Origin of the sequence: Nocardia sp. NPDC050435, from assembly GCF_040655395.1 — a bacterium.
In the GTDB taxonomy this organism is placed as follows: Bacteria; Actinomycetota; Actinomycetes; order Mycobacteriales; family Mycobacteriaceae; genus Nocardia.
Genome location: NZ_JBFAJW010000006.1, coordinates 314,165 through 335,616 on the forward strand (window position 1 = coordinate 314,165; position 21,452 = coordinate 335,616).

The window sequence follows — 21,452 nt, forward strand, 5'->3', positions numbered from 1 at the left end:
ATGGCCTCATGATGCCGCGCGCGGCCCGGCCCGCGCCACCGAATTTCCGCCGCCGAAATCCGGCTCCTGGGTGTCCTCGGTCATCCGGCGGCGACCGAGGCGGGGCGAGAATCGTTGGGGGCGAGGGTTTTCGACCGCGCGGGTAGCGCGGCCGCGGCGAGCAGTCCGAGCAGGGCCGCCGCGGCGGCGACGAAGACCGTGGTGCGCAACCCGTCCGCCGCGGCGAGCCGCAATGCCTCGCCGTCGAGGCCCGCCACTCCCCCGTTCGCGAATCCCACGAGTACCGCCAGCCCCGCGCCGACACCGACCTGCATCGCGGTATTGGCCATGCCACCGGCGCTGCCCTGCTCGCTGTCGGCGACACCGATTCCGGCGGCCGCGAACATCGCCGGGTAGATGGTGCCCATGCCCGCCCCGTACACCAGGACTCCGGCCGCGATCGTGCGGAACGACCCGTCCGCGACCATGCCCGCGCCGAGCAGCCCGCTGCCGGCCGCGCCGAACAGCACCCCGAGCAACAGCGTCGCGCGGAGGCCGAGGCGCGTGATCAGCCGCTCGGCGACGAAATTCGCGATCGCGATCACCAGCGCCAAGCTCAGGAACGCGAGCCCGGTGACGAGAGCGCTGTAGTGCCACACGTTCTGCAGGAACAGCGTCAAGAAGTAGAGAACGTTCTGCAGCGTCGCCCCGAACACGAGGATGACGACGAGTACCGGCCCCAGCTTGCGGGCCAGCCGCAACGGCATCAGCGGACTGCGGCTGCGGGCTTCGATCAGCAGGAACGCGGCCAGCAGCAGCACCGCCGCCACGGCGCCGCCCAGCACCGCCGGGGAGTTCCAGCCGGATTCGGGCCCCTGCGCCACGGTGAACACGAGCAGTGTGACGCCGGTGGTTCCGGTGAGCGCGCCGGGCAGATCGAACGCACGGCTCCGGTCCCGCGGACCGTCCGCGCGCAACAGTCCGAACGCGGCCACCGTGCCCAGCACGACCAGGGGCACGTTGATCAAGAACACGGCCTGCCAGCCGAACAGCTCGGTCAGGACACCCCCGAGCAGCGCACCGAGACTGAGCCCGGCCGCACCGGCCATCGCCCACACCGCCAGCGCGCGGATCCGCTGTCTGCCCTCCTCGAACATGGTGTTGACCAACGACAGCGTGGCGGGAAACAGCAGTGCCGCACCGACGCCCTGCACCGCGCGCGCGGCGATCAGGACGGTGGTGTCGCCGGCCCAGCCGCCCAGCAGCGACGCGAGGCCGAACAGCACCATGCCGAGCACGAACATCCGGCGGCGGCCGAGCAGGTCGGCGGCTCGGCCGCCGAGCAGCAACAGCCCGCCGAAGAAGATCGCGTAGGCACTGACCACCCACTGCATGGAATGCCCGGAAAAGCCGACGTCGCGGGCGATATCGGGCAGCGCTACGTAGATGATCGTGAAATCGAGGGAGGTGATCAGGCTGGAAAAGGCCAGCAGGGCCAGGGTTGTCGCGGGACGTCTCATCGACGGAGTCCTTTCTCGGGGGATCACAGGGGGTAGGGGCGGACGGCGCGGGCATCGCGCAGCGCACGAGCCCACCAGGTGAGCTGATTGAGCAGCGCGGTCGCCGCGGCGCCGGCACCCGCCAGGTCCAGCGGCTTTCCGGTGTCGTCGAATTTGGTCCAGCACGAATGGAAGCTCACGCTGTCGCGGATGGCGACGGCGTGCAGTTCGCCGAAGACCTGGCGCAGTTGCTCGGCTGCCCGCAGGCCGCCGGAGACGCCGCCGTAGCAGACGAAGGCGATCGGCTTGGCCTTCCATTCCTCGACGTAGGAGTCGATCGCGTTCTTGAGCGAGGCCGGATAGCCGCGGTTGTATTCCGGCGAGACGATCACGAAGGCATCGGCGCGTGCCAGGCGCACCGCCAGGGCCGTGACCGCTTCGCTCGGTCGCTCGAGCACGTCGGGCAGCCCGGCTTCGGCGAGATCGATCAGATCCACTTCCAGCCCGCCGTGCTCGATCGCGTGCGCGTGGAACCATCCGGCCACCGTGGGGCCGAACCGCTGGACCCGCGTGCTGCCGATGATGATCGCTACGCGTAGTGGGGCGGCTTGTTGCATAGGGTTCGCCTTTCCGGAGGGGTTGGTCTGTCGCCGAGAACCATCGCCGGGCCGCCCTACACCACGCCTACGACCGCCCTACACGCCGATTGAGAGCGGACCGGCGGGTCCGTATCGTCACGGTCATGAGGTTCGGGGTGCTCGGTCCGCTACAGGTGTGGACCGATCAGGGCGCGCCGGTCCCGCTGCCGGCCGGGCAGGTACAGACGCTGCTCGCCGTGCTGCTGGTGCATCGCGGCAATCCGGTGTCGACCGACCGGCTTCTCGAGGTGCTGTGGCCCGGACGTGCGCCCCGCAAGGCCGGAGCGGCTCTGCAGGTCAAGGTTTCGCAGTTGCGCGCTCTGCTGGCCGCCGCCGAGCCCGGAGCCCGGGCGATGGTGGCGGCGCGGGGCGGGGGCTACTGTCTGGCCGTCGCGCCCGGCACGGTGGACGCGGACCGCTTCGAACAGGCGCTCGTCCCCGTGGACACGAGCGCACGGCACCGGGCGGACACCCTGACCGCGGCGCTGCGACTCTGGCGCGGCGCCACGCTCGCCGATTTCGCCGACGCGGATTTCGCGGTCGTCGAGATCGCACGCCTGACCGAACTGCGGCTGAGTGCGATCGAGACCCGCGCCGAGGCGCTGCTCGAGCTCGGTGAATTCTCCGGCCTCGGCGGCGAACTCGCGCCGCTGATCGCTGAACATCCGCTGCGCGAACGCCTGCGCGCAGCACAGTTGCGGGCGCTGTATCACGCCGGTCGGCAGAGCGAGGCGCTGGCCGCGTTCACCGACTTGCGGCAGCGGCTGCGCAGCGAACTCGGCGTCGACCCCGGCCCGGAGATCACCGCCGTGCACCGAGCGATCCTGGCTCACGATCCGCTGCTCGCCCCGCCCGGCCGCGCCGCGAGCGAGGCGACCACGAGCCGACACGAGGCGCCCGGCGCACCGACGAACGTGCCCGGCCAGCTGACCGAACTGATCGGGCGGGCCGAAGCCGCGCACGAGGTGCGGGCGCTGATCGGCGAGTACCGGCTGGCCACCCTGGTGGGCCCGGGCGGCGTCGGTAAGACCCGGCTCTCGATCGAGGTCGCGGCCACCGTGCGCGCCGAGTACCCCGGTGGTTCCTGGTTCGTCGAGCTGGCGGGGTCGGACCCGGGCGCCTCGCTCACCACCCTGGTCGACACCGTGCAGGCCGTCCTCGGTATCCGCAACGACCTGCGGGCCGCCGGTGCGCCGGTCGATGCTCTGATCACGGCGCTGGCGGGACGGCAGGTCCTGCTGGTCCTGGACAACTGTGAGCACGTGGTGGCGGTGGCGGCCGAGCTGACCCAGAAATTGTTGCGGGCCCTGCCCGGTCTGCGGGTGCTGGCCACCAGCCGGGAACCGCTCGGGGTGAGCGGTGAAGCCGTATATCCCGTCGCCGCACTGGAATTGCCGCACGCGCCCGCCGACCTCGGCGCCGAAGCGCTGCGCAAGTTCAGCGCCGTCCGCCTGTTCGCCGCGCGGGCGGCGGCTGCCGCCCCGGGCTTCACCATCGACGCGTCGAACGCCGCCGCCGTGGCCACCATCTGCCGGCGTCTGGACGGCATTCCGCTGGCGCTGGAGCTGGCCGCCGCACGGGTGCGCGCGCTGGGCGTGCACGAACTCGCCGCCCGCATGGACGATCGCTTCGAGCTGCTGGTCGCCGGGCAGCGCGGCGGGCCCGGTCGCCAGCAGACCCTGCGCGCCATGATCGACTGGAGCTGGACCCAGCTCAGCGCGCCGGAACAGGCTGTGCTGAGCCGTCTTTCGGTGCACGCGGACGGGTTCGGCGTGGCCGCTGCCGAGCACATCTGCGCCGCCACCGCCGACCTGTCGCGCGGGCGCGTGCTGGATCTGCTCGCCCGGCTGGTCGATCGATCGCTGATCACGACGACCGACAGCGGTGGCGGGCCACGCTACCGGCTGCTGGAGTCGGTCGCCCTGTACTGCGCGGAACGCCTGACCGAATCCGGCGCGGCCGATCGGGTACGCGCGGCGCGCAACGAGTACTACACGGTATTGGCCGAGCGGGCCTGCGACGAGCTCCGCCTGACCGACCAGCGGAGCTGGCTCACCACGCTGGACACCGAGTATCCGAATCTGCGTGCAGCCGTGGAGGACTCGGCACGCCGCGGCGACTCGACCGTCGCGCTGCGCCTGGTCGGCGGCCTGGCCTGGTATTGGTTCCTGCGGGGCCGCATCGCCGAGGGCGTGCGGCTGCTGGAGACGGCGTTGTGCAGCCCGGGCGCCGACGGGACGGCTCTGCGGGCGCGGGCGACCGGCTGGCGCGCGGCGCTGACCCTGCTCGGCCGCGACGACGCGGATCGTGCGGCACTGGTAACAGCCGGGCTCGCGAGTTTCGACCAGGTGGCCGACCCCGCGGGACAGGCTTTCACCGAATGGCTGCTCGGCGAAGCGCTGCTCGGCGGCGGCGATCACGCGCTGAGCGCCACGCTCGCCCAGCGCGCCCTGGCGGGATTCGCTGCCGCCGAGGACAGTTGGGGCCGGGCGGCCGCGCTGAGCAGCGCCGCGCACCACGCCCTGTTGCGTGGCGATCTGGCGGCCCTGGACCGGGACGCCACCGCGAGCGCGCGACTGTTCGCGGAGCTCGGGGATGGCTGGGGCCGGCTGCGCGCCCTCGACCTGCTGGCCCGGCGCGCCGAGATCCTCGGCGACTACACCGAAGCCGCCCGACTGCGCCGTGACGGCCTGCGCCGAGCCGAGGAACTCGGATTGTGGTCCCAGGTCGCCGACATGCTGTCCGGGCTGGGCCGGCTGGCGCTGCTGGCCGGGGACCTGAGGCAGGCCAGGGCGTGTCACGAACGCGCGCGCGAACTGTCGGTGAGCCACGGCCACCAGCTCGGCCGGGTCTTCGCCGAGGTCGGCCTCGGCCTCGGCGCCCGGCGCGAGGGCCGCCTCGACGACGCCGAGTCGCATACCCGGTCCGCCCTGGACTGGAATCAGCGCGTCGGCTACGAGCCGGGAATCGCGCACAGCCTGACCGAACTCGGCTTCATCGCCGAGCAGCGCGGCGATCTCGGCCGGGCCCGGGAGTTGCACGACCAGGCAATGGCGGTGGCCCGCCGCACCGGCGACCCGCGCGCGGTGGCCTTCGCCCTGGAGGGACTCGCGGGCGCCGCCGTTCTCGCCGGCCGGCCCGGGCAGGCGCGCGAGCTGCTGGCGGAGGCGGCGTCCGCGCGCGCCGACGCGGGCGCGCCGCTGCCCGCTGCCGAACGCGCCGACGTCGACCGGATCGCCACGGCGATCGACGCCGCCGACCGAAGCGCCTGAGCGCAGCCGCTCAGGCGCCCAGCAGGCCCTTGGCGATGTGGGTCACCTGGATCTCGTTGCTGCCCGCGTAGATCATCAGCGACTTGGCGTCGCGGGCGAGCTGCTCGACCTTGTACTCGCGCATGTAGCCGTTGCCGCCGAAGAGCTGCACGGCCTCCATGGCGACCTCGGTCGCGGCGCGCGAGGAGTAGAGCTTCATCGCGGAAGCTTCGGCGAGCGAGACCTTTTCGCCCGCGGCGGTGCGTTCGATGGCGTTGAAGACCATGTTCTGCACGTTGATCCGCGCCACCTCCATCTCGGCCAGCTTGAGCTGGATCAGCTGGAACTGGGCGATCTCCCGGCCCCAGAGCTTGCGGGATTTCGCGTAATCCACACAGAGCCGGTGACATTCGTTGATGATGCCCAGCGCCAGCGAGGCGATGCCGATGCGTTCGGCGGCGAAGGATTCCTTGGCGCTGTCCTTGCCGTCGCCCTTGGCCGGGTTCTCGCTCTCGCCGAGCAGGCGGTCCCTGGTGAGGCGGACGTTGTCGAAGAACAGCTCGCCGGTCGGCGAGGAGTTCATGCCCATCTTCTTGAAGGCGGGGCTCTGCACGAACCCCTCCATGCCCTTGTCCAGCACGAACGCCAGCACCTTGCGGTCGCGACGGTCCACGGCCGGATCGCCCTCGTCGAGCTTGGCGTACACCACCGTGACATCGGCGTGCGGGCCGTTGGTGATGAAGGTCTTGCGGCCGTTGAGGATGTAGTCCTCGCCGTCGCGGCGCACGTAGGACTTCATGCCGCCGAAAGCGTCGGAGCCGGAGTCGGGTTCGGTGATCGCCCACGCGCCGACCTTCTCGAAGGTCACCAGCTCGGGCAGCCAGCGCTTCTTCTGCGCGAGGGTGCCGCGGCCGCGGATGGTGCCGACGGTCAGGCCCAGCGAAACACCCATGGAGGCAACGAGTCCGAGGCTGACGCCGGCGAGTTCGCTGTTCAGGATCACGCCCATGCTGCCCGCACCGCTGAAGCCGCCGGAGCCCTGCTCGGCGGGCGCTTCGCCGCGTTCCTGCGCCTCGGCCCGCGCGATCGTCTTGGCCAGGCTCTCGCGGGCCAGTTCGTCCATGCCGAAGGTGGCATACATCTTGCGGATGATGTCGAAGGGCGGCAGCTCACCGCTCTCCAGCTGCTCGACGTGCGGCTTGACCTCTTTGTCGATGAAACCGCGCAGCGCGTCGCGGAACATCAGGTCGGTGTCGGACCACTGGTACATCGTGCAAACTCCCACGGGATCGCCGGAACGGTGTCCCAAATATAGAACACGTTCTAGTCGACGCGGCGGTGGGCGTAGACGGCCAGCCGGACGCGGTTGTCGCAGCCGGTCTTGTCCATCAGGTTCCCGACATGCGTCTTCACCGTGGTGACGCCCAGGTGCAGGCGGTCGGCGATCTCCTGATTACCCAGGCCCGCCCCGACCAGCGCCAGCACCTCGCGCTCGCGCGGTGTCAGCGCGACCGGATCCGGGTCCGCCCGCGGCGCGGCGGACAGGGCGCGGCCGACCAGCCGCGGCAGCAGCGCGGGCGAGAAGGGCATCTCGCCCGCGACGGTGCGGCGGATCGCGCCGAGCAACTCGGCGGCGGCGGTGTCCTTGACCAGGAAACCCGCCGCGCCCGCGGCCAGCGCGGGATACAGGTGCTCGTCGTCGTCGAAGGTGGTGAGCACCAGCACCTTCGCCCCGGGCCGGGACCCGATGATCCGCCGGGTCGCCTCGACACCGTCCAGCCCCGGCATGCGCAGATCCATCAGCACCAGGTCGGGCGTGAGTTCGGCGCACAACCGGACCGCCTCGACCCCGTCGGCGGCCTCCCCGACCACCCGCAGGTCCTCGGTCGATTCCAGCAGCATCCGCAGGCCGCTGCGGATCAGGCGCTGGTCGTCGACGAGCAGTACCGTGATCATCGCGGCATCAACTCCCGGGTCGCGGGCAGCCACGCCTCGACCATCCAGCCCGCGTCGCCCGGCCCGACGGTGAGCGTGCCGCCCGCGATATCGACCCGCTCCTGGATGCCGATGAGGCCGTGCCCCAGGGGATTCGGCACCGCGCGACCGCCGCTGCCGATGAACGCGGAAATACCGTCGCGGCCCCGCTCGACGCGCACGACGACCGGCCGGTCCCGGTCGGCGTGCTTCATCACGTTGGTCAGCGACTCCTGCACGATCCGCAGCAGCGTCAGCCGGCCGACCGCGTCCAGCCCGGACGGATCGGCCAGCAACTCCGCGCGGACGTCGAAGCCCGCGGCCCGCGCCCGCTCGACCGCTGCGGCCACCTCACGGCCCAGCGTGCCGGACTCGACCAGGGCGACCGCGCCCAGGTCGGGATCGCGGAGGGCGACCAGCAGCCGCCGGATGTCGGCCAGCGAATCCGCGGCCGCGTCGTGCACGTCGTCGAGCACCGAGACCACGCGCGGATCCGGATCGGCCAGCACGTGCCGGGCCACCTCGACGCGCAGCACGATCGAGGCCATGTGGTGGGCGACCAGGTCGTGCAGTTCCCGGGCCATGGCGCTGCGTTCGGCGGCGCGAGCGTGCGATTCCGCTTCCGCGCGACGGGCTTCCGCCGCCAGCGCCTCCAGCCGGAACTTCTCGGCCAGGTCGCGCTGGGCGCGCAGGTACAGCCCCAGCAGCAGTGGCAGCCCGGCATAGGCGAGGGTCTGCACCGCGGTCGCCGCGCGCCAGAACGGCGCGTGCTCGAACCACAGGCCGATCAGCAGCGCCGCCGCCCAGCAGGCCGCGACCACCGCGACCCGCATCCGATCGTGGGTGCGCATCACCGCATCGGTCACCGCGACGGCCCCGAGATAGGGCACCAGCCCGGAGAGCCCCCACGCGTCGATCCGGAACATCGGCACCGCCAGCGCGGACAGCGCGATCGAGATCGGCACCGGCCACCGCGCGCCGAGCACCACCAGCACCGCCGCCGTCATCGCGAGCAGCCAGTAACTCACCGGCACCCGGAACTCGCCGGGAAAGGTGCTCGCGAGCAGGAGCAGCGGAACCAGCACCAGCGGCAGACAGCGCAGCAGCAGCCACTGGTCACGACGCGGAACGGTTTCGGTCACCGAACCACGGTAGAAGACCGGCGCGGGCCGGCACCTCCTACCCAGGTAGGAGGCGGCGAGGCGTCAGCTATCACACAGCAAGCCGTGTCGCAAGGGCCGGTGGCAGGAGGCTCGCCCGCGCGATCCCCGGCCGCGCGGAGGAGGGAACCGGGTGCGAGGCTCAGCAGGATTCAGGCATGACTTTTTCGCGAAGAGGGTTCCTGGCGGCCCTCGCGGTCGCGCCGATCGCCGCCGGTTGCGGGCTCGGCCGCCCGGACGGCGCGGCCGCGGGCCCGCGCGCCCTGCCGATCCCGCCCCTGGCCGAAGCCGCCGTCGGCGCGGACGGCGTCCGCCGGTTCCAGCTCACCCTCGCGCCCGGCCGGGCCGAGATACTGCCCGGAAAACACACGCCCACCTGGGGTCTGAACGGCCCGTATCTGGGACCCACCCTGCGCGCCCGGCGCGGGGAGACCGTCGCGTTCCAGGTGCGCAACGGCCTGCCGGAACCGACGACGCTGCACTGGCACGGCATGCGGGTGCCCGCCCGCATGGACGGCGGGCCGCACCAGACGATCGCGCCCGGCCAGGTCTGGGAACCGTCGTGGACCATCGACCAGCAGGCCGCCACCCTCTGGTACCACCCGCACCCGCACGGCGGCACCGAGAAGCACGTCTATCGGGGGCTGGCCGGTTTCTTCCTGATCGACGACGACGCCGCCGACGCGCTCGACCTGCCGAAAGACTATGGGGTGGACGACATCCCGCTCGTCATCCAGGACCGGCGCTTCACCGCCGACGGCGAGCTCGACGAATCCGATCCCAGCGACATCGGCCTGCTCGGCGACACGATCGTCACCAACGGCATTGCGGGAGCGTACTTCCGGGCCACCACCTCGCGAATCCGGCTGCGGTTGCTCAACGGATCTTCGGGCCGGATCTACCATCTCGGCTTCGCCGACGATCGCGAGTTCCAGCTGATCGGCACCGACGGCGGCCTGCTCCCCCGCCCGGTCCCGCTGACCCGGATCCAGCTCAGCCCCGGCGAACGCGCCGAGATCGTGGTGCCCGTCCAGGCCGCGGACCGGGTCCTGCTGCGGGCGCTGCCGGTGCCGGACCGTGGCGACATCGACGCCGCCGACGCGCACGCGTTCGGTTTCGACGACCGCTTCGACATCCTGGAGCTGCGGGGTGCGGCATCGACGAAATCCACTGCCGCACTGCCGGATAAGCTCATTCCGTGGACGGCCATCCCTGCTGCGGCGGCGACCGCGACGCGCGATTTCGAACTGCGGTGGTACCAGATCAACCGGCGGCAGATGGACATGAACCGCATCGACTTCACCGTCGCCGCGCACAGCACCGAGGTGTGGACGGTCCGCAATGTCGACGACTGGCCGCACAATTTCCACGTGCACGACGTCCAGTTCCAGATCACCGAGATCGACGGCGCCGCACCGCCGCCCGCGCTCGCGGGCTGGAAGGACACCGTCTACACCCGGCCCGGCTCGCACTACACCCTGGTCATGCGGTTCTCCGGGCACACCGACCCGACGTTTCCGTACATGTACCACTGCCACCTGCTGCTGCACGAGGATCACGGCATGATGGGCCAGTTCCTGGTGCTCGGGCCGGGGCAGTCGCCCGCGCCGATGGCGATGCCGCACGGCGGGCACGGGTGATCAGCGCCGCGCTGCCTGCCACTCGGCGACCGCGCGGCCGATCTCGGTGCCGGGCGCCTCGCCGTAGAGCCACTCCCGGGCGATCCGGTGCCAGTTGTTGGTGGTGTGCAGCTGCCCGAGCGCGGCGAAGGTGAACAGGTCGGCCCGCCGGGAGAAGACGTGCTCGGGTGGAAGACGCTGGTGCCGCATGCCTTTGAACTCCGCCGCGCGCGGATCCACGGCCATGATCACCGCGCCGGTGGCGAGTTCGGGGGTGATGGTGAGCTCCTCGTCGAGCAGGTGCCAGCCCGCCGCCGCCCACACGTAGTCCAGCACCTCCTGGGCGGAGACGCCGGAGTCCGGGTCCAGGATGCCGCGCGCGACCCACGCGTCGTAGAGATCGCCGGCGCGGTATTCGCCCGCCGCGAGCAGACATTCGCGCTCCAGGTCGACGTGCACCGCGTCCATGTGGTGGTAGAGCCCGAAGTCCACGAAACCGACGCGCCCGTCCTCGGCGAGCAGGATGTTGCCGGGGTGCGGGTCCCCGCAGAACTCGTAGTCGGAGAACAGCGAGCCGACGTAGAACCGGTACACCAGTTCCCCGATCCGGTCGCGGTCGGCGGCCGGTAACTCGCGGATCTCCTGGAAAGGCTGTCCCGCAACGAATTCCGTGACCAGCACGTTCGGACCGCAGAACTCCGGCACGCAATCGGGCACCCGGATGAACGGGTGCCCGCGATAGCGTTCGGCGATGCGGTGCTGGGTGCGCGCCTCGAGCGGATAGTCCAGTTCGCTGCCGATATTGCGGGCGATCTCCTCGAGCACCTCGTCCGCGGCGGCGCTGGGCAGCACCGATTTCCATAGTCGGCTGAACATCGCCAGATTGCGCATGTCCGCCTCGACCGCGGCGTCGACGCCCGGATACTTCACCTTGACCGCGACCTCGCGGCCGTCGTGCAGGCGGGCCCGGTAGACCTGGCCGATCGAGGCGGCGGCGATCGGCGTCTCGTCGAAGTCGGCGAACACGCGGGCCAGCGGGCCCAGATCGCCCTCGAGCACGGTGCGCATCGCCGCGAACGGCGCCGGCGGCGCCTGATCGCGCAGCTCGGCGAGCTTCACCCGGAACAGCTCGCGGTGCGATTCCGGCATCAGGTCGACGTCGAGCACCGAGAGCATCTGCCCGACCTTCATCGCCGCGCCCTTGAGCCCGCCGAGCACGGTGACCAGCTGCTGGGCGGCTTGCAGGGTGGACCGTTCGGCCAGCACCGCTCGCGCCTGCTCCGGCCGGCCGATCATCGACAACCGCGCCCCGACGCCCCGAATCGCCTGGCCGGCCACCATTCTGCCGATTCTGCCGCCCCGCGTGATTCTGCCCTTCGGCACCCGACCGGTCATCGCACCTCCGTTGGTCCACCACATTCCACCCTATGAATGGTCCAGATGATCGGGAATTCGGCCACGAGATCACGGTGCCGTGCCTAAACTGAGCGCCGCTCATTTCTCGACTCGGCAGGAGGCTCCGATGCCGTCGAAAGCCACGGGTCAGCGACGGCGTCCCGCCCAGGAGCGCGCCAAAGCCACCCGGGAACACATCCTGGACACGGCCGGCGCGCTGTTCGGCGAGCGCGGCATCGCCAACACCTCGACCAACCGCATCGCCAACGAGGCCGGGGTCAGCATCGGCACCGTGTACCGGTATTTCTCCGACCGCGGCGTGATCGTCGAGGAGCTGCTGCGGCGCCTGCTCGAGACCATCGAACAGCGCTTCACCCAGCAGGTTTTCGGGCTCTCGGACCGGACCACGCTGGATATGGTCACCGGCATCCTGGAGGTGCTGGCCGAGGAGCTGGCGGCCCAGGCCAGCCTGGTGCGCGCGCTGGTGGAGGGTGTCCAGTTCTACAGCAGCGGCATCCCGGAATTCGAGCCGCGGCTGCGGTTGCTGGTCAAGGTGATGGTGATCCAGATCCTGGGTCCCGGCGACGATCACGAGTACGACGTGATGACATTCGTGCTGATCAACACCTGTTTCGCCGCCGTGGTCCGGTCGGCGGCGCTGGAGGTCGACGAGCAGGCCCGCAAGGAGGCCATCCGGATGACGGCGCGCATGGTCGCGGCGTGGACCGAGTCCGAGCGCAGGGGCGCGGCGTGAAAAGTGAGCACCACCCCAGTAATCCCTCTCGCGAGCGCTCCGCCGAGAACGCGTTCTCGTGACGTTCTCGCAGGTGAGTACGGCTCTTTGCGGGTCGGCACCGAAATTTTGAAGAGGAGTAGAAGGTGAGTTCGTTTACACCTTACGGTTTCTGTCAGAACGGGTAACAGTTACCGTTCCTCAGAGTTCGAAGAGAGGTCACCGATGACCGTGGAGACATCACACACGCCGGGCCGTACCCACCCCGGACCATCGCTGGCCGAACCGCTACGCAACGTCCGCGCGCTCTCCCGCGAGATGGTCACTCACTTTTTGCAGACCGTCGCTCCCTGCCGCACCCTGCCCGGGGAATCCCTCGACGGCGACGTCACCTCGATCACCCGGGCCTGCCTGGAGCTGGCCGTCACCATGCTCGACGGCTCCGACGCCCCGGAGAAGATCCGCCGGCTCGAGTTCAGCGCGGCCCAGTGGGCGCGCGAGGGCGTGCCGATCGACACCGTGCACCGCGCCATCCACGAGGGGTTCCGCCTGGGCCTGGACCTCGTCGTCGCGGGCGCGGCCGCCGGCTACCGCCACGACGACGACGAGTTCGTGCTGCGCCGCGGCGACTACGAGAACCTGGTCGGCGGCGCGCGACTGGTCGTCGACATCCTCGACACCATGACCACCACGGTCTCGAAAGCCTATGTGCGCGAACTACGTTCGGTGGTCCGCGAACATCAGCACGGCATGCACACGATGACCTCGGCACTGCTGGCCGGGCACCCGACCTCCACCATGGCCCGCGAGTCCGGCATCGAGATCGCGACCAGCTATCACGTGCTGGCGCTGGCCGTCCCGCCGCACGCGGAGGAGGCCAACCCGGCGGTGGATCGGACCGTGGTCGCGCGGCGCAAACTGCGCCGCGTGCAGGCCGCGCTGGCCGGCGTCGGCGACACCGTCCTCTCGCTGCTCAGCGTCGACGGCGGCACGCTGCTCATTCCGGCCGGAGCGGACATCATCGATCTGGACAAGCTCGTCGGCACGCTCTCCCAGGCCGGGCAGGTGCCGGTCACGGCCGCGGTGGTCACCGCCGCCGTGTCCGATATCCCGAGCGCCGCCGACCAGGCCCACCAACTGCTCGACATGGTGCAGCGGCTGCGGCTCGAACCGAGCCTGTACCGCTTCGACGACCTCGCCCTGGAGTACCAGCTCACCCGGCCCGGGCCCGGCCGCGAGCAGCTCTGCACGCTGCTCGACCCGCTGGACTCGCACCCCGAGCTGCTGGGCACCCTGCACCTGCACATCAGCAACAACCTGAACCGCCAGCGCACCGCGCACGCACTGCACGTGCACACCAACACCGTGGACTACCGGCTCAAGCGCATCGCCGCCATCACCGGATTCGACCCCAGCCAGGCCAGCGGCCTGTGGTATCTGCGCTCGGCGCTGGTCGCCCGCAGCTACCGGGAACAGCCGGAAACCCCGGCCGCGCAACGCCGCTCGGCCAACTGATCACTCCCCCGGCCCGGTCGGCAAACCGAGCAGCGACCGGCTGACCCGCACCATGTCGTCAAGAAAGGCCGCCCGCGCCGCGGGGGACGCGCCCCGCCGGGCGAGCATGCCGTGGGTGAGGGCGTAGCCGATGGTCTCGGCGACCACCCGGTGCGAGGCGGTCGCGGCGATCGCCCCGGCGGCGGCCTGCCGGTCGAGATAGCGGGTGAAGCGGCGCAGCGGGCGCTCGTTGATCTCCGCGGCGAGCGCGCCGACGCGCGAGTCCACCGCGCCGCGCTGGTCGATCAGCCGCAGCAGCGGCCCGGCCGCCAGCACCGCCGCGGCGTAGGCGTGGATGGTCACGCGCAGGGCGGCGCTCGGATCCGGGTCGGTGGCCTCGAATTCCTGTGCGGCCAGGAACTCGTCGCGCACGCGCTCGGCCAGCGCGTGGAAGATCTCGTCCTTGGAGGCGAAGTAGACATAGAGCGTCGCGCGCGAGACGCCGGCTTCGGCGGTGATGGCCGCGACCGTGGTGCCCTCGTACCCGAGTTCGCCGAAGACCCGCGCGGCGGCGTCGAGGAGTTCGCGGTGCCGCGAGGTCTGGGTGCGCTCGCGGGCGTCCCGCACCGACCAAGCCTGAGTCACCCGGGCATTTTAGCCGCCCGTTGACATTGACATCAACGTCAACGCAGACTGGGCGGCGTGAAGATGGTCGTCGCCAACCGGGGCGAAATCGCGGTCCGGATCCTGCGCACCGCACGCGAGCGCGGATACACCACCTATGTCTTGTGCACCGAGGCCGAGCGCGCCGCGCTGCCCGCCCGGCTGGCCGACGAGGTGGTGCCGCTGCCCGGCACCGGGGCCGCGGCCTACCTGGACGTGGCGGCGGTGGTCGCGGCGGCGCGCACCGCGGGGCCGGGCGCGCTGGTACATCCCGGCTACGGATTCCTCAGCGAGAACGCCGAATTCGCCGCGGCCTGCGCGGCGGCGGGGCTGGTGTTCGCCGGGCCCGATCCCGCGGTGCTGCGCGTCTTCGGCGACAAACTCAGCGCTCGCGCCGCGGCGGAGTCGGCGGGCGTCCCGGTGCTGCCCGCCACACCCGCCGGCGCGGGCCCCGAGGCGATCGAGGCGCTGCTCGCCGAGCACCCACGGGGCGTGATGATCAAGGCCGCGCACGGCGGCGGCGGGCGCGGTCAGCGCGCGGTCCGGGCGAGCGGAGAGGTGCGCGAGGCGTACGCGCGCTGCCGGGCCGAGGCCATCGCCGGTTTCGGCGACGGCACGCTCTACGCCGAAGCGCTCGCACCGGCGGCGCGGCACATCGAGATCCAGGTGATCGGCGACGGCACCCGGGCCCTGGCGCTGGGCGACCGCGATTGCAGCGTGCAGCGCCGGCGACAGAAGCTGATCGAGATCGCGCCGGCGCCGAATCTGGCTGCCGAACTGCGCGATCGGCTGCACGCCGACGCCGTCCGCCTCACCGCGGCGACGGGGTTGCGCGGGCTGGCCACGGTGGAGTTCCTCGTGGCCGGAGACGCCCTGTGGTTCCTGGAGGTGAACCCGCGGCTGCAGGTCGAGCACACCGTCACCGAGGAGACCACGGGCCTGGATCTGGTTGCCGCGCAACTGGATCTCGCGCGCGGCGCCACACTCGACGAACTGGAACTCACCGCCCGCGCCCCGCGCGGATTCGCGATCCAGGCACGGGTCACCGCCGAACTCGTCACGCCCAGCGGCGAACTGCTGCCCAGTACCGGCACGCTCACGCATTTCACCGCCCCGACCGGGCCGGGCGTCCGGGTCGACACCGCCGCGCGGCCGGGCCTGCGGATCGGGGCGGACTTCGACTCCCTGCTCGCCAAGGTGATCGCCCGCGGCCCCACCTATCCCGCTGCGCTGCAACGCTGTTCGGACGCGCTGGCCGAGACGGTGGCCGCCGGGGTGGACACCACCGTGCCGCTGCTGCGCGCGGTGCTCGACGAACTCGCCGCCGGTGACCCGGTGCCCACCACCTGGTTCGAGCAGCACGCGGAGAAACTGACCGCCGCCGCGGCGGACTACGCGTCCCCGGCCGGCGAACCCGCGAGCGCGCCCGCGCCCGCGCTGCTCGACGACGAACAAGCCGTGCGCTCCCCCATGGGCGGCACGATCGTCGGCGTCGCCGAGCCGGGCACGCTGGTCCCGCCCGGCGGCGAGCTCGCCGTGCTGGAGGCCATGAAGATGCAGCACGTGGTACGCGCGGAGACTTCGCTGCTGGTGCGGCGCGTGCTGGTCGCGCCCGGCGCGGTGGTCGACCCGCACACGCCGCTACTGACCTGGACCCCGGCCGAGCACGACGGAACCGGCGGCGAGACAACCGAGGTCGACCTCGACGCGATCCGCCCCGATCTCGCCGAGGTCCGCGAGCGCCACCACGTCGGCCTGGACGCGGGGCGCGCGGAGGCCGTGGCCAAGCGGCACCGCCTGGGCCGGCGCACGGCCCGGGAGAACATCGCCGATCTGGTCGACGCGGGCAGCTTCCGGGAGTACGGCGCGCTGGCGATCGCCGCGCAGCGCAAGCGCCGCAACGACGCCGACCTGATCGCGAACACCCCGGCCGACGGTCTGATCGCCGGCGTCGCGACCATCGACGCCACCCGCGCGGCGGTGCTGTCCTACGACTACACGGTGCTGGCCGGCACCCAGGGCATGCGCAATCACGGCAAGACCGATCGCCTGCTGGAATTGGCGCACGAGCAGCGGCTGCCGGTGGTGTTCTTCACCGAGGGCGGCGGCGGGCGCCCCGGCGACACCGACTACTACGGCGTTTCCGGGCTCGAGGTGACCACCTTCCGCGCCATGGGCGCTTTGTCCGGGCGGGTGCCGCTGATCGGGATCGTCTCCGGCCGCTGCTTCGCCGGCAACGCCGCGCTGCTGGGCATCTGCGATGTCGTGATCGCCACGCCGGAGGCGAACATCGGCATGGGCGGGCCCGCGATGATCGAGGGCGGCGGGCTGGGCGTGTACGCCCCGGAGGACATCGGCCCGGTCGAGGTGCAGCGGCGCAACGGCGTGGTGCACGTGGTCGCGGAGGACGAGGCCGACGCCGTCCGGATCGCCCGGCGCTACCTGTCCTACTTCGGCGGCGCGGCCGCCGAGTGGACCGCCCCGGACCCTCGGCTGGCCCGGCATGTGGTGCCGGAGAACCGGTTACGCGCCTACGACGTGCGGGCCGCGATCGCCGCGATCGCCGACGTGGATTCGATGCTGGAGCTGCGCGCGGACTGGGGCGTCGGCATCGTCACCGCGCTGGTGCGCGTCGAGGGCCGCGCGTTCGGGCTCGTCGCCAACAACGGTCACCATCTCGGCGGCGCGATCGACGCACCCGCCGCCGAGAAGCTCAGCGCCTTCCTGCGCCTGTGCGAAGCGCATCGGCTGCCGATCGTCTCGCTCTGTGACACACCGGGTTTCATGGTCGGCCCGGACGCCGAGCGGGAGGCCACGGTCACCAAGTTCGCCCGGCTGTTCATCGACAGCGCCGCGCTGACGGTGCCCTTCGGCACCATCGTGCTACGCAAGGGCTACGGCCTGGGCGCCCAGGCGATGGCGGCGGGTTCGTTCCGCAGCCCGCGCTTCGTGATCGCCTGGCCGACCGGCGAAATCGGCGGCATGGGCCTGGAAGGCGCGGTGCGCCTGGGCTTCCGCAAGCAACTGGCGGCGATCGAGGACCCGGACGAGCGCGAACGCACCTTCCAGGCGATGGTGCAGCTCGCCTACGCGAACAGCAAGGCGCTCAACGCCGCCGCCGTGCTGGAACTCGACGACGTCATCGACCCCGCGGACACCCGGCACTGGATCGGCCTGCTGGCCTGAGCCTCAGCCGGCGCTGCTGAGCAGCGGCACCAGCTGCTCCTCGGCGCTCCAGGCGCCGTGGTGGCCGATCAGCATCGATTCCAGCGGCTCGGCCACCGGCCGCACCAGCACGCTGCGCCCGGTGGCGACGGCCAGCACGTCGCCGATCCGCCGCGTGACGTCGGGCTCGGGCGGGGTCGGACCGAACCAGTGCTCGTCGAGAGCCTGCTCGCGACCGACCACCCGTGCGTCCGTGGACAATTCGGCGGTCCAGGCGGCTAGCACGTCGGCCGCCGCGCCCGGCCGCTCCAGGTAGACATGGCGCACCCGCGCCTCGCCCGCGATCAGGCGCACGTCGCGGTGCAGGTGCTCCCGGGCGTCGAGGTCGATCACGGTGCCCGCGTGGATCATTCCGTGATCGCCGGTGACGAGCAGGGTGCAGGTGGACGGCAACGCGCTCAGCAGATCCGCGGCGAACGCCTCGAGGTCGCCCAGGACGCCCAGCCACTGCTCCGATTCCGGCCCGTACAGGTGGCCGTTCGCGTCGAGGTCCGGGAAGTACGCATAGGCGAAACGCCGGGCAGCGTCGGAATGCGTTGCCACGGCGAGGATTCCGTTGCGTACCTCGTCCAGGCTCTCGGCCGGGTGCAGGGTGCCCGGCGCGCGGAAGGTGGCCCGGGTGAGCCCGGAGGTCACCTGATATGGCGGAACCACGTAGTGCACCTCGACGCCGTGCCGGGCCAGATCCTGCACCCGGCTGTCGCGGCGCTGCATCTCCTCGGGTGGATGGGTCTCGCGCGCGTCCGGCCCGGTAGCGCCGTCCAGTCGCCAGCGCAGCGCGTTGAACAATCGGGCGCCGCCGGGATCGGGCAGGGCGAAGGAGTAGCCGATGATCCCGTGCGTGGCGCACGGCGCGCCGAGCGCGAGGCTGGCCAGGCTGGTCGAGGTGGTCGCGGGGAAGCCCGCGGTCAGCGTGGTGCGCAGGTGCGCGGCCAGCGTGGGCGCGACCGCCCGGTGCCGGGCCAGCAGTTCCGCGCCGAGACCGTCGATCAGCAGGACCACGACATCGCGGTTCGGGGCGATCCCCAGCGGATTGGGCGCGTCCAGCCCGAAGGACGCGGCGACGGAGGGCAGGACATCGGCGAGTGTGTACGGCATCGCTCGAATAGTGCCGTGCGCACGCCGATCGCGCGAGAACATTCCCGCGAGAATGCCGAACGGAATCCCCTTCCCACTTCAACGTATATCGCACCCGGGGGCTTGCGGCAAGACCCCGGGGGTGGCGCACAATCGTCGGTCGAAGCCGATCACCTGCGGTAATAGGCATTCCGCAGAGAAGGGACGTGCATGATCGACGTAATCGTCGCCGGGGGCGGGCCGACCGGAACGATGCTGGCCGCGGAACTGCGGCTGCACGGCGTGCGGGTGGTGGTGCTGGAGCAGGACGCGGAGCCGACGAAGATCGTGCGCTCGCTCGGCCTGCACGTACGCAGCATCGAGATCATGGACCAGCGCGGCCTGCTGGACCGGTTCCTGGCGCTGGGCAAGGAATACCCGGTCGGCGGTTTCTTCGCCGGGATCCCCAAGCCGCCGCCGCGGCACCTGGATACCGCGCATCCCTACACCCTGAGCATCCCGCAGAACCTCACCGACCGCCTGCTGCTCGAGCACGCGCTCGAACTCGGCGCCGAGCTGCGGCGCGAACACCGGCTGGTGGGCCTGGAGCAGGACCCGGACGGCGTGACCGTCGAGCTGGCCGACGGCGCCCGGCTGCGGGCCCGCTATCTCGTCGGCTGCGACGGCGGCCGCAGCACCGTGCGCAAACTGCTCGGCGTCGCGTTCCCGGGCGAGCCGAGCCGGGTGGACACCCTGCTCGGCGAGATGGAACTCACCGCCGACCTGGCGACCATCACCGAGCTCAACACCGAGATCCGCAAGACCCAACTGCGTTTCGGCGCCGGCCCGCTGCCGGACGGCGGCTTCCGCGTCGTGGTGCCCGCCGCGGGTGTGGCCGAGGATCGCGGGACACCACCCGATTTCGAGGAGTTCCGCGCGCAGTTGCGCGCGACCGCGGGCACCGACCTCGGCGCGCACTCACCGCGCTGGCTGTCCCGCTTCGGCGACGCCACCCGGCAGGCCGAGCGCTACCGGGTCGGCCGGGTGCTGCTGGCGGGCGACGCCGCGCACGTCCATCCGCCGATGGGCGGGCAGGGCCTGAATCTCGGCATCCAGGACGCGTTCAATCTGGGCTGGAAACTGGCGGGCGTGCTCGCGGGCTGGGCGCCCGGGGACCTGCTGGACAGCTACGAGACCGAACGGCACCCGGTGGCCGCCGACGTGCTGCTCAGCACCCGGGCCCAGGTCCAGCTGATGCTGCTGGAGCCGGGACCGCGGGCGGTGCGGCACCTGCTGTCGGAGCTGATGGAATTCGACGAGGTCAGCCGATTCCTGACCGAAAAGATCACCGCGATCGGCGTGCGGTACGACTTCGGCTCCGGCCCCCGGCTGCTCGGTCGCCGGCTGCGCGACATCCCGCTCGACGGCGGGCGGCTCTACGAGCGGATGCGCGCCGGGCGCGGCCTGCTGCTGGATCGGACCGGACGGCTCTCGGCGGCGGGCTGGGCGGATCGCGTGGACCAGGTGCACGACACGGGCGCGGAGCTGGACGCGCCCGCCGTGCTGCTGCGCCCGGACGGTCATGTGGCGTGGGCCGGCGCGGACCAGGACGAGCTCACGGCGCAGCTGGCCCGCTGGTTCGGCGCGGCGCGGTAAAGCGGGGTGTCGGCGGGTGCCACGGCGCTGTGTACGGTCAGGCGTGTGTCACCCGCTGCCGCCGATGTCGAGTACACGCTGCCGATCCAGCGGGTACAGGGCCTGATCGCGGTCGCCCGGAACAAGGGCTGGGATATCGCGGCCGCGCTGGCCGACGCGGGCGTCGCACCGGAGTTGCTGGCGCAGGGCGGTTCTCGGATCACCCTGGACCAGGCGGTGCGGATCGTGCAGCGGCTCTGGCGCGAAACCGGTGACGAGCTCCTGGGATTGGGGCTGCAACCGGTCCCGCTCGGCACCTTCCGCCTCGTCTGCTTCGGCTTGCTCGGCGCGCCGACCGTGCGCGCGGCGGCCCAGCGCTACACCGCCTTCCAGCGTTCGCTGCCCGGCGTCCCGCCGGTCACCGTCGCCGCGAGCGGCGACGAGGTCCGGGTGTCCTTCGACATCAGCGCGATCGTCGCGCCGGTGGCGCTGCCCATCGACACCATGCTCGCGGCCTGCCATCGCTTCGCCTGCTGGGCGGCCGCCAAACGCTTGCCGCTGCGCCGGGTCGAGGTGCCCTACACCGCGATTCCCGGACTCGACGACTACGACGAAATGTTCGGCGCGCCGGTGGTTTTCGCCGCCCCGGCGCCCGCGCTGGTGTTCGCCGCCGCGGTGCTGGACGCGCCGCTGGTGCGCGACGAGCAGGACCTGACGGACTACCTGACCAACGCGCCGGCCGGGGTGATGGGCCGGCGCGGCTTCCCGTTGTCGATCACCGCCCGGGTCCGCCACATTCTCGAACGCGGACTCGACGGCCCCGGGCCCACCGTCGAGGAGATCGCCGCCGAGTTGGCGATGAGCCCGCAGACCCTGCGCCGCAGGCTCGGCGAGGAGGGCACCTCGCTGCGCCGGGTGCGCGAGCAGATCCTGCGCGACGCCGCGATCGCGAGTCTCGTGCGCGGTGAGGAAACGGTGGCGGCGCTGGCCCGCCGCCTCGGTTTCTCCGAGCCCAGCTCGTTCTCCCGGGCCTTCCGGCGCTGGACCGGCAGCCCGCCGGGCTCCTACCAACGCTGAACTCGAGCGGTCCGGTCAACGATCTGATCGGCACGGTCATCGGCGGCGCTCCCG

15 protein-coding genes are annotated in these 21,452 nt (G+C 71.6%); 7 read left to right on the top strand and 8 right to left on the bottom strand.

Going from position 1 to position 21,452, the window contains the following annotated elements:
- Window positions 1–80: 80 nt before the first annotated feature.
- Together AB0I43_RS20760 and AB0I43_RS20765 are read right to left on the bottom strand one after the other, a co-directional pair.
- Window positions 81–1,499, bottom strand: coding sequence for an MFS transporter (locus tag AB0I43_RS20760; RefSeq protein ID WP_356975588.1), 1,419 nt, complete (start codon window positions 1,497–1,499; stop codon window positions 81–83).
- A gap of 23 nt (window positions 1,500–1,522) precedes the next feature.
- Entirely contained in the window at window positions 1,523–2,095 is a 573-nt protein-coding gene (locus tag AB0I43_RS20765; protein ID WP_356975586.1) for an NAD(P)H-dependent oxidoreductase, read from the bottom strand.
- Between the two features lie 125 nt (window positions 2,096–2,220).
- On the opposite strand from AB0I43_RS20765, the gene AB0I43_RS20770 reads away from it, so the two are divergent.
- Window positions 2,221–5,388, top strand: coding sequence for a BTAD domain-containing putative transcriptional regulator (locus AB0I43_RS20770; RefSeq protein WP_356975585.1), 3,168 nt, complete (start codon window positions 2,221–2,223; stop codon window positions 5,386–5,388).
- 10 nt (window positions 5,389–5,398) lie between these two features.
- Here AB0I43_RS20770 and AB0I43_RS20775 read toward each other — a convergent pair whose 3' ends face one another.
- Genes AB0I43_RS20775 through AB0I43_RS20785 form a run of 3 tightly spaced genes read right to left on the bottom strand, consistent with a single transcriptional unit; the run spans window position 5,399 to window position 8,483 of the window.
- Window positions 5,399–6,637 (bottom strand): acyl-CoA dehydrogenase family protein, encoded by a 1,239-nt coding sequence (locus AB0I43_RS20775; RefSeq protein WP_356975583.1) that lies wholly within the window; start codon window positions 6,635–6,637, stop codon window positions 5,399–5,401.
- Window positions 6,638–6,690: 53 nt separating this feature from the next.
- The gene (locus tag AB0I43_RS20780) at window positions 6,691–7,323 is read right to left on the bottom strand and encodes a response regulator transcription factor (RefSeq protein WP_356975581.1); all 633 of its coding nucleotides are present in this window, start codon (window positions 7,321–7,323) and stop codon (window positions 6,691–6,693) included.
- Complete coding sequence (locus AB0I43_RS20785) at window positions 7,320–8,483, bottom strand: histidine kinase (RefSeq protein ID WP_356975579.1); 1,164 nt, start codon at window positions 8,481–8,483, stop codon at window positions 7,320–7,322. The genes AB0I43_RS20780 and AB0I43_RS20785 overlap by 4 nt, the downstream gene beginning before the upstream one ends.
- 176 nt (window positions 8,484–8,659) lie before the next feature.
- Between AB0I43_RS20785 and AB0I43_RS20790 the strand changes: the two genes are divergently transcribed.
- Window positions 8,660–10,141: a multicopper oxidase domain-containing protein gene (locus AB0I43_RS20790; RefSeq protein WP_357432549.1), complete on the top strand. Its 1,482-nt coding sequence runs from the start codon at window positions 8,660–8,662 to the stop codon at window positions 10,139–10,141.
- Here the strand turns inward: AB0I43_RS20790 and AB0I43_RS20795 are convergent, their stop codons facing one another.
- Window positions 10,142–11,515, bottom strand: coding sequence for an AarF/ABC1/UbiB kinase family protein (locus tag AB0I43_RS20795; RefSeq protein WP_356975576.1), 1,374 nt, complete (start codon window positions 11,513–11,515; stop codon window positions 10,142–10,144).
- 127 nt (window positions 11,516–11,642) lie between these two features.
- Between AB0I43_RS20795 and AB0I43_RS20800 the strand changes: the two genes are divergently transcribed.
- Both AB0I43_RS20800 and AB0I43_RS20805 read left to right on the top strand, forming a co-directional pair.
- Entirely contained in the window at window positions 11,643–12,269 is a 627-nt protein-coding gene (locus AB0I43_RS20800; protein WP_356975575.1) for a TetR/AcrR family transcriptional regulator, read from the top strand.
- 204 nt (window positions 12,270–12,473) lie between these two features.
- Window positions 12,474–13,763, top strand: a complete 1,290-nt coding sequence (locus tag AB0I43_RS20805) for a helix-turn-helix domain-containing protein (protein WP_356975573.1) — start codon at window positions 12,474–12,476, stop codon at window positions 13,761–13,763.
- Here the strand turns inward: AB0I43_RS20805 and AB0I43_RS20810 are convergent, their stop codons facing one another.
- On the bottom strand, window positions 13,764–14,387 hold the full coding sequence (locus AB0I43_RS20810) for a helix-turn-helix domain-containing protein (RefSeq protein WP_357432550.1): 624 nt from the start codon (window positions 14,385–14,387) through the stop codon (window positions 13,764–13,766). It abuts the gene before it with no gap.
- Window positions 14,388–14,450: 63 nt separating this feature from the next.
- On the opposite strand from AB0I43_RS20810, the gene AB0I43_RS20815 reads away from it, so the two are divergent.
- Window positions 14,451–17,591: a carboxyl transferase domain-containing protein gene (locus tag AB0I43_RS20815; protein WP_357432594.1), complete on the top strand. Its 3,141-nt coding sequence runs from the start codon at window positions 14,451–14,453 to the stop codon at window positions 17,589–17,591.
- Between the two features lie 3 nt (window positions 17,592–17,594).
- On the opposite strand, the gene AB0I43_RS20820 is transcribed toward AB0I43_RS20815, so the two are convergent.
- A complete protein-coding gene (locus AB0I43_RS20820; protein WP_357432551.1) occupies window positions 17,595–18,728 on the bottom strand; it encodes a nucleotide pyrophosphatase/phosphodiesterase family protein in 1,134 nt (377 codons plus the stop codon).
- 189 nt (window positions 18,729–18,917) lie between these two features.
- On the opposite strand from AB0I43_RS20820, the gene rox reads away from it, so the two are divergent.
- Complete coding sequence (rox, locus tag AB0I43_RS20825; RefSeq protein WP_357432552.1) at window positions 18,918–20,342, top strand: rifampin monooxygenase; 1,425 nt, start codon at window positions 18,918–18,920, stop codon at window positions 20,340–20,342.
- A gap of 45 nt (window positions 20,343–20,387) precedes the next feature.
- Window positions 20,388–21,398, top strand: coding sequence for an AraC family transcriptional regulator (locus tag AB0I43_RS20830; RefSeq protein ID WP_357432553.1), 1,011 nt, complete (start codon window positions 20,388–20,390; stop codon window positions 21,396–21,398).
- Window positions 21,399–21,452: the final 54 nt, after the last annotated feature.

What these genes read in the sequence shown, in the direction of transcription:
- AB0I43_RS20760 (WP_356975588.1), bottom strand. Translation starts at nt 1,499, where the DNA reads ATGAGACGTCCCGCGACAACCCTGGCCCTGCTGGCCTTTTCCAGCCTG.
- AB0I43_RS20765 (WP_356975586.1), bottom strand. Translation starts at nt 2,095, where the DNA reads ATGCAACAAGCCGCCCCACTACGCGTAGCGATCATCATCGGCAGCACG.
- AB0I43_RS20770 (WP_356975585.1), top strand. Translation starts at nt 2,221, where the DNA reads ATGAGGTTCGGGGTGCTCGGTCCGCTACAGGTGTGGACCGATCAGGGC.
- AB0I43_RS20775 (WP_356975583.1), bottom strand. Translation starts at nt 6,637, where the DNA reads ATGTACCAGTGGTCCGACACCGACCTGATGTTCCGCGACGCGCTGCGC.
- AB0I43_RS20780 (WP_356975581.1), bottom strand. Translation starts at nt 7,323, where the DNA reads ATGATCACGGTACTGCTCGTCGACGACCAGCGCCTGATCCGCAGCGGC.
- AB0I43_RS20790 (WP_357432549.1), top strand. Translation starts at nt 8,660, where the DNA reads ATGACTTTTTCGCGAAGAGGGTTCCTGGCGGCCCTCGCGGTCGCGCCG.
- AB0I43_RS20795 (WP_356975576.1), bottom strand. Translation starts at nt 11,515, where the DNA reads ATGACCGGTCGGGTGCCGAAGGGCAGAATCACGCGGGGCGGCAGAATC.
- AB0I43_RS20800 (WP_356975575.1), top strand. Translation starts at nt 11,643, where the DNA reads ATGCCGTCGAAAGCCACGGGTCAGCGACGGCGTCCCGCCCAGGAGCGC.
- AB0I43_RS20805 (WP_356975573.1), top strand. Translation starts at nt 12,474, where the DNA reads ATGACCGTGGAGACATCACACACGCCGGGCCGTACCCACCCCGGACCA.
- AB0I43_RS20815 (WP_357432594.1), top strand. Translation starts at nt 14,451, where the DNA reads ATGGTCGTCGCCAACCGGGGCGAAATCGCGGTCCGGATCCTGCGCACC.
- AB0I43_RS20820 (WP_357432551.1), bottom strand. Translation starts at nt 18,728, where the DNA reads ATGCCGTACACACTCGCCGATGTCCTGCCCTCCGTCGCCGCGTCCTTC.
- rox (WP_357432552.1), top strand. Translation starts at nt 18,918, where the DNA reads ATGATCGACGTAATCGTCGCCGGGGGCGGGCCGACCGGAACGATGCTG.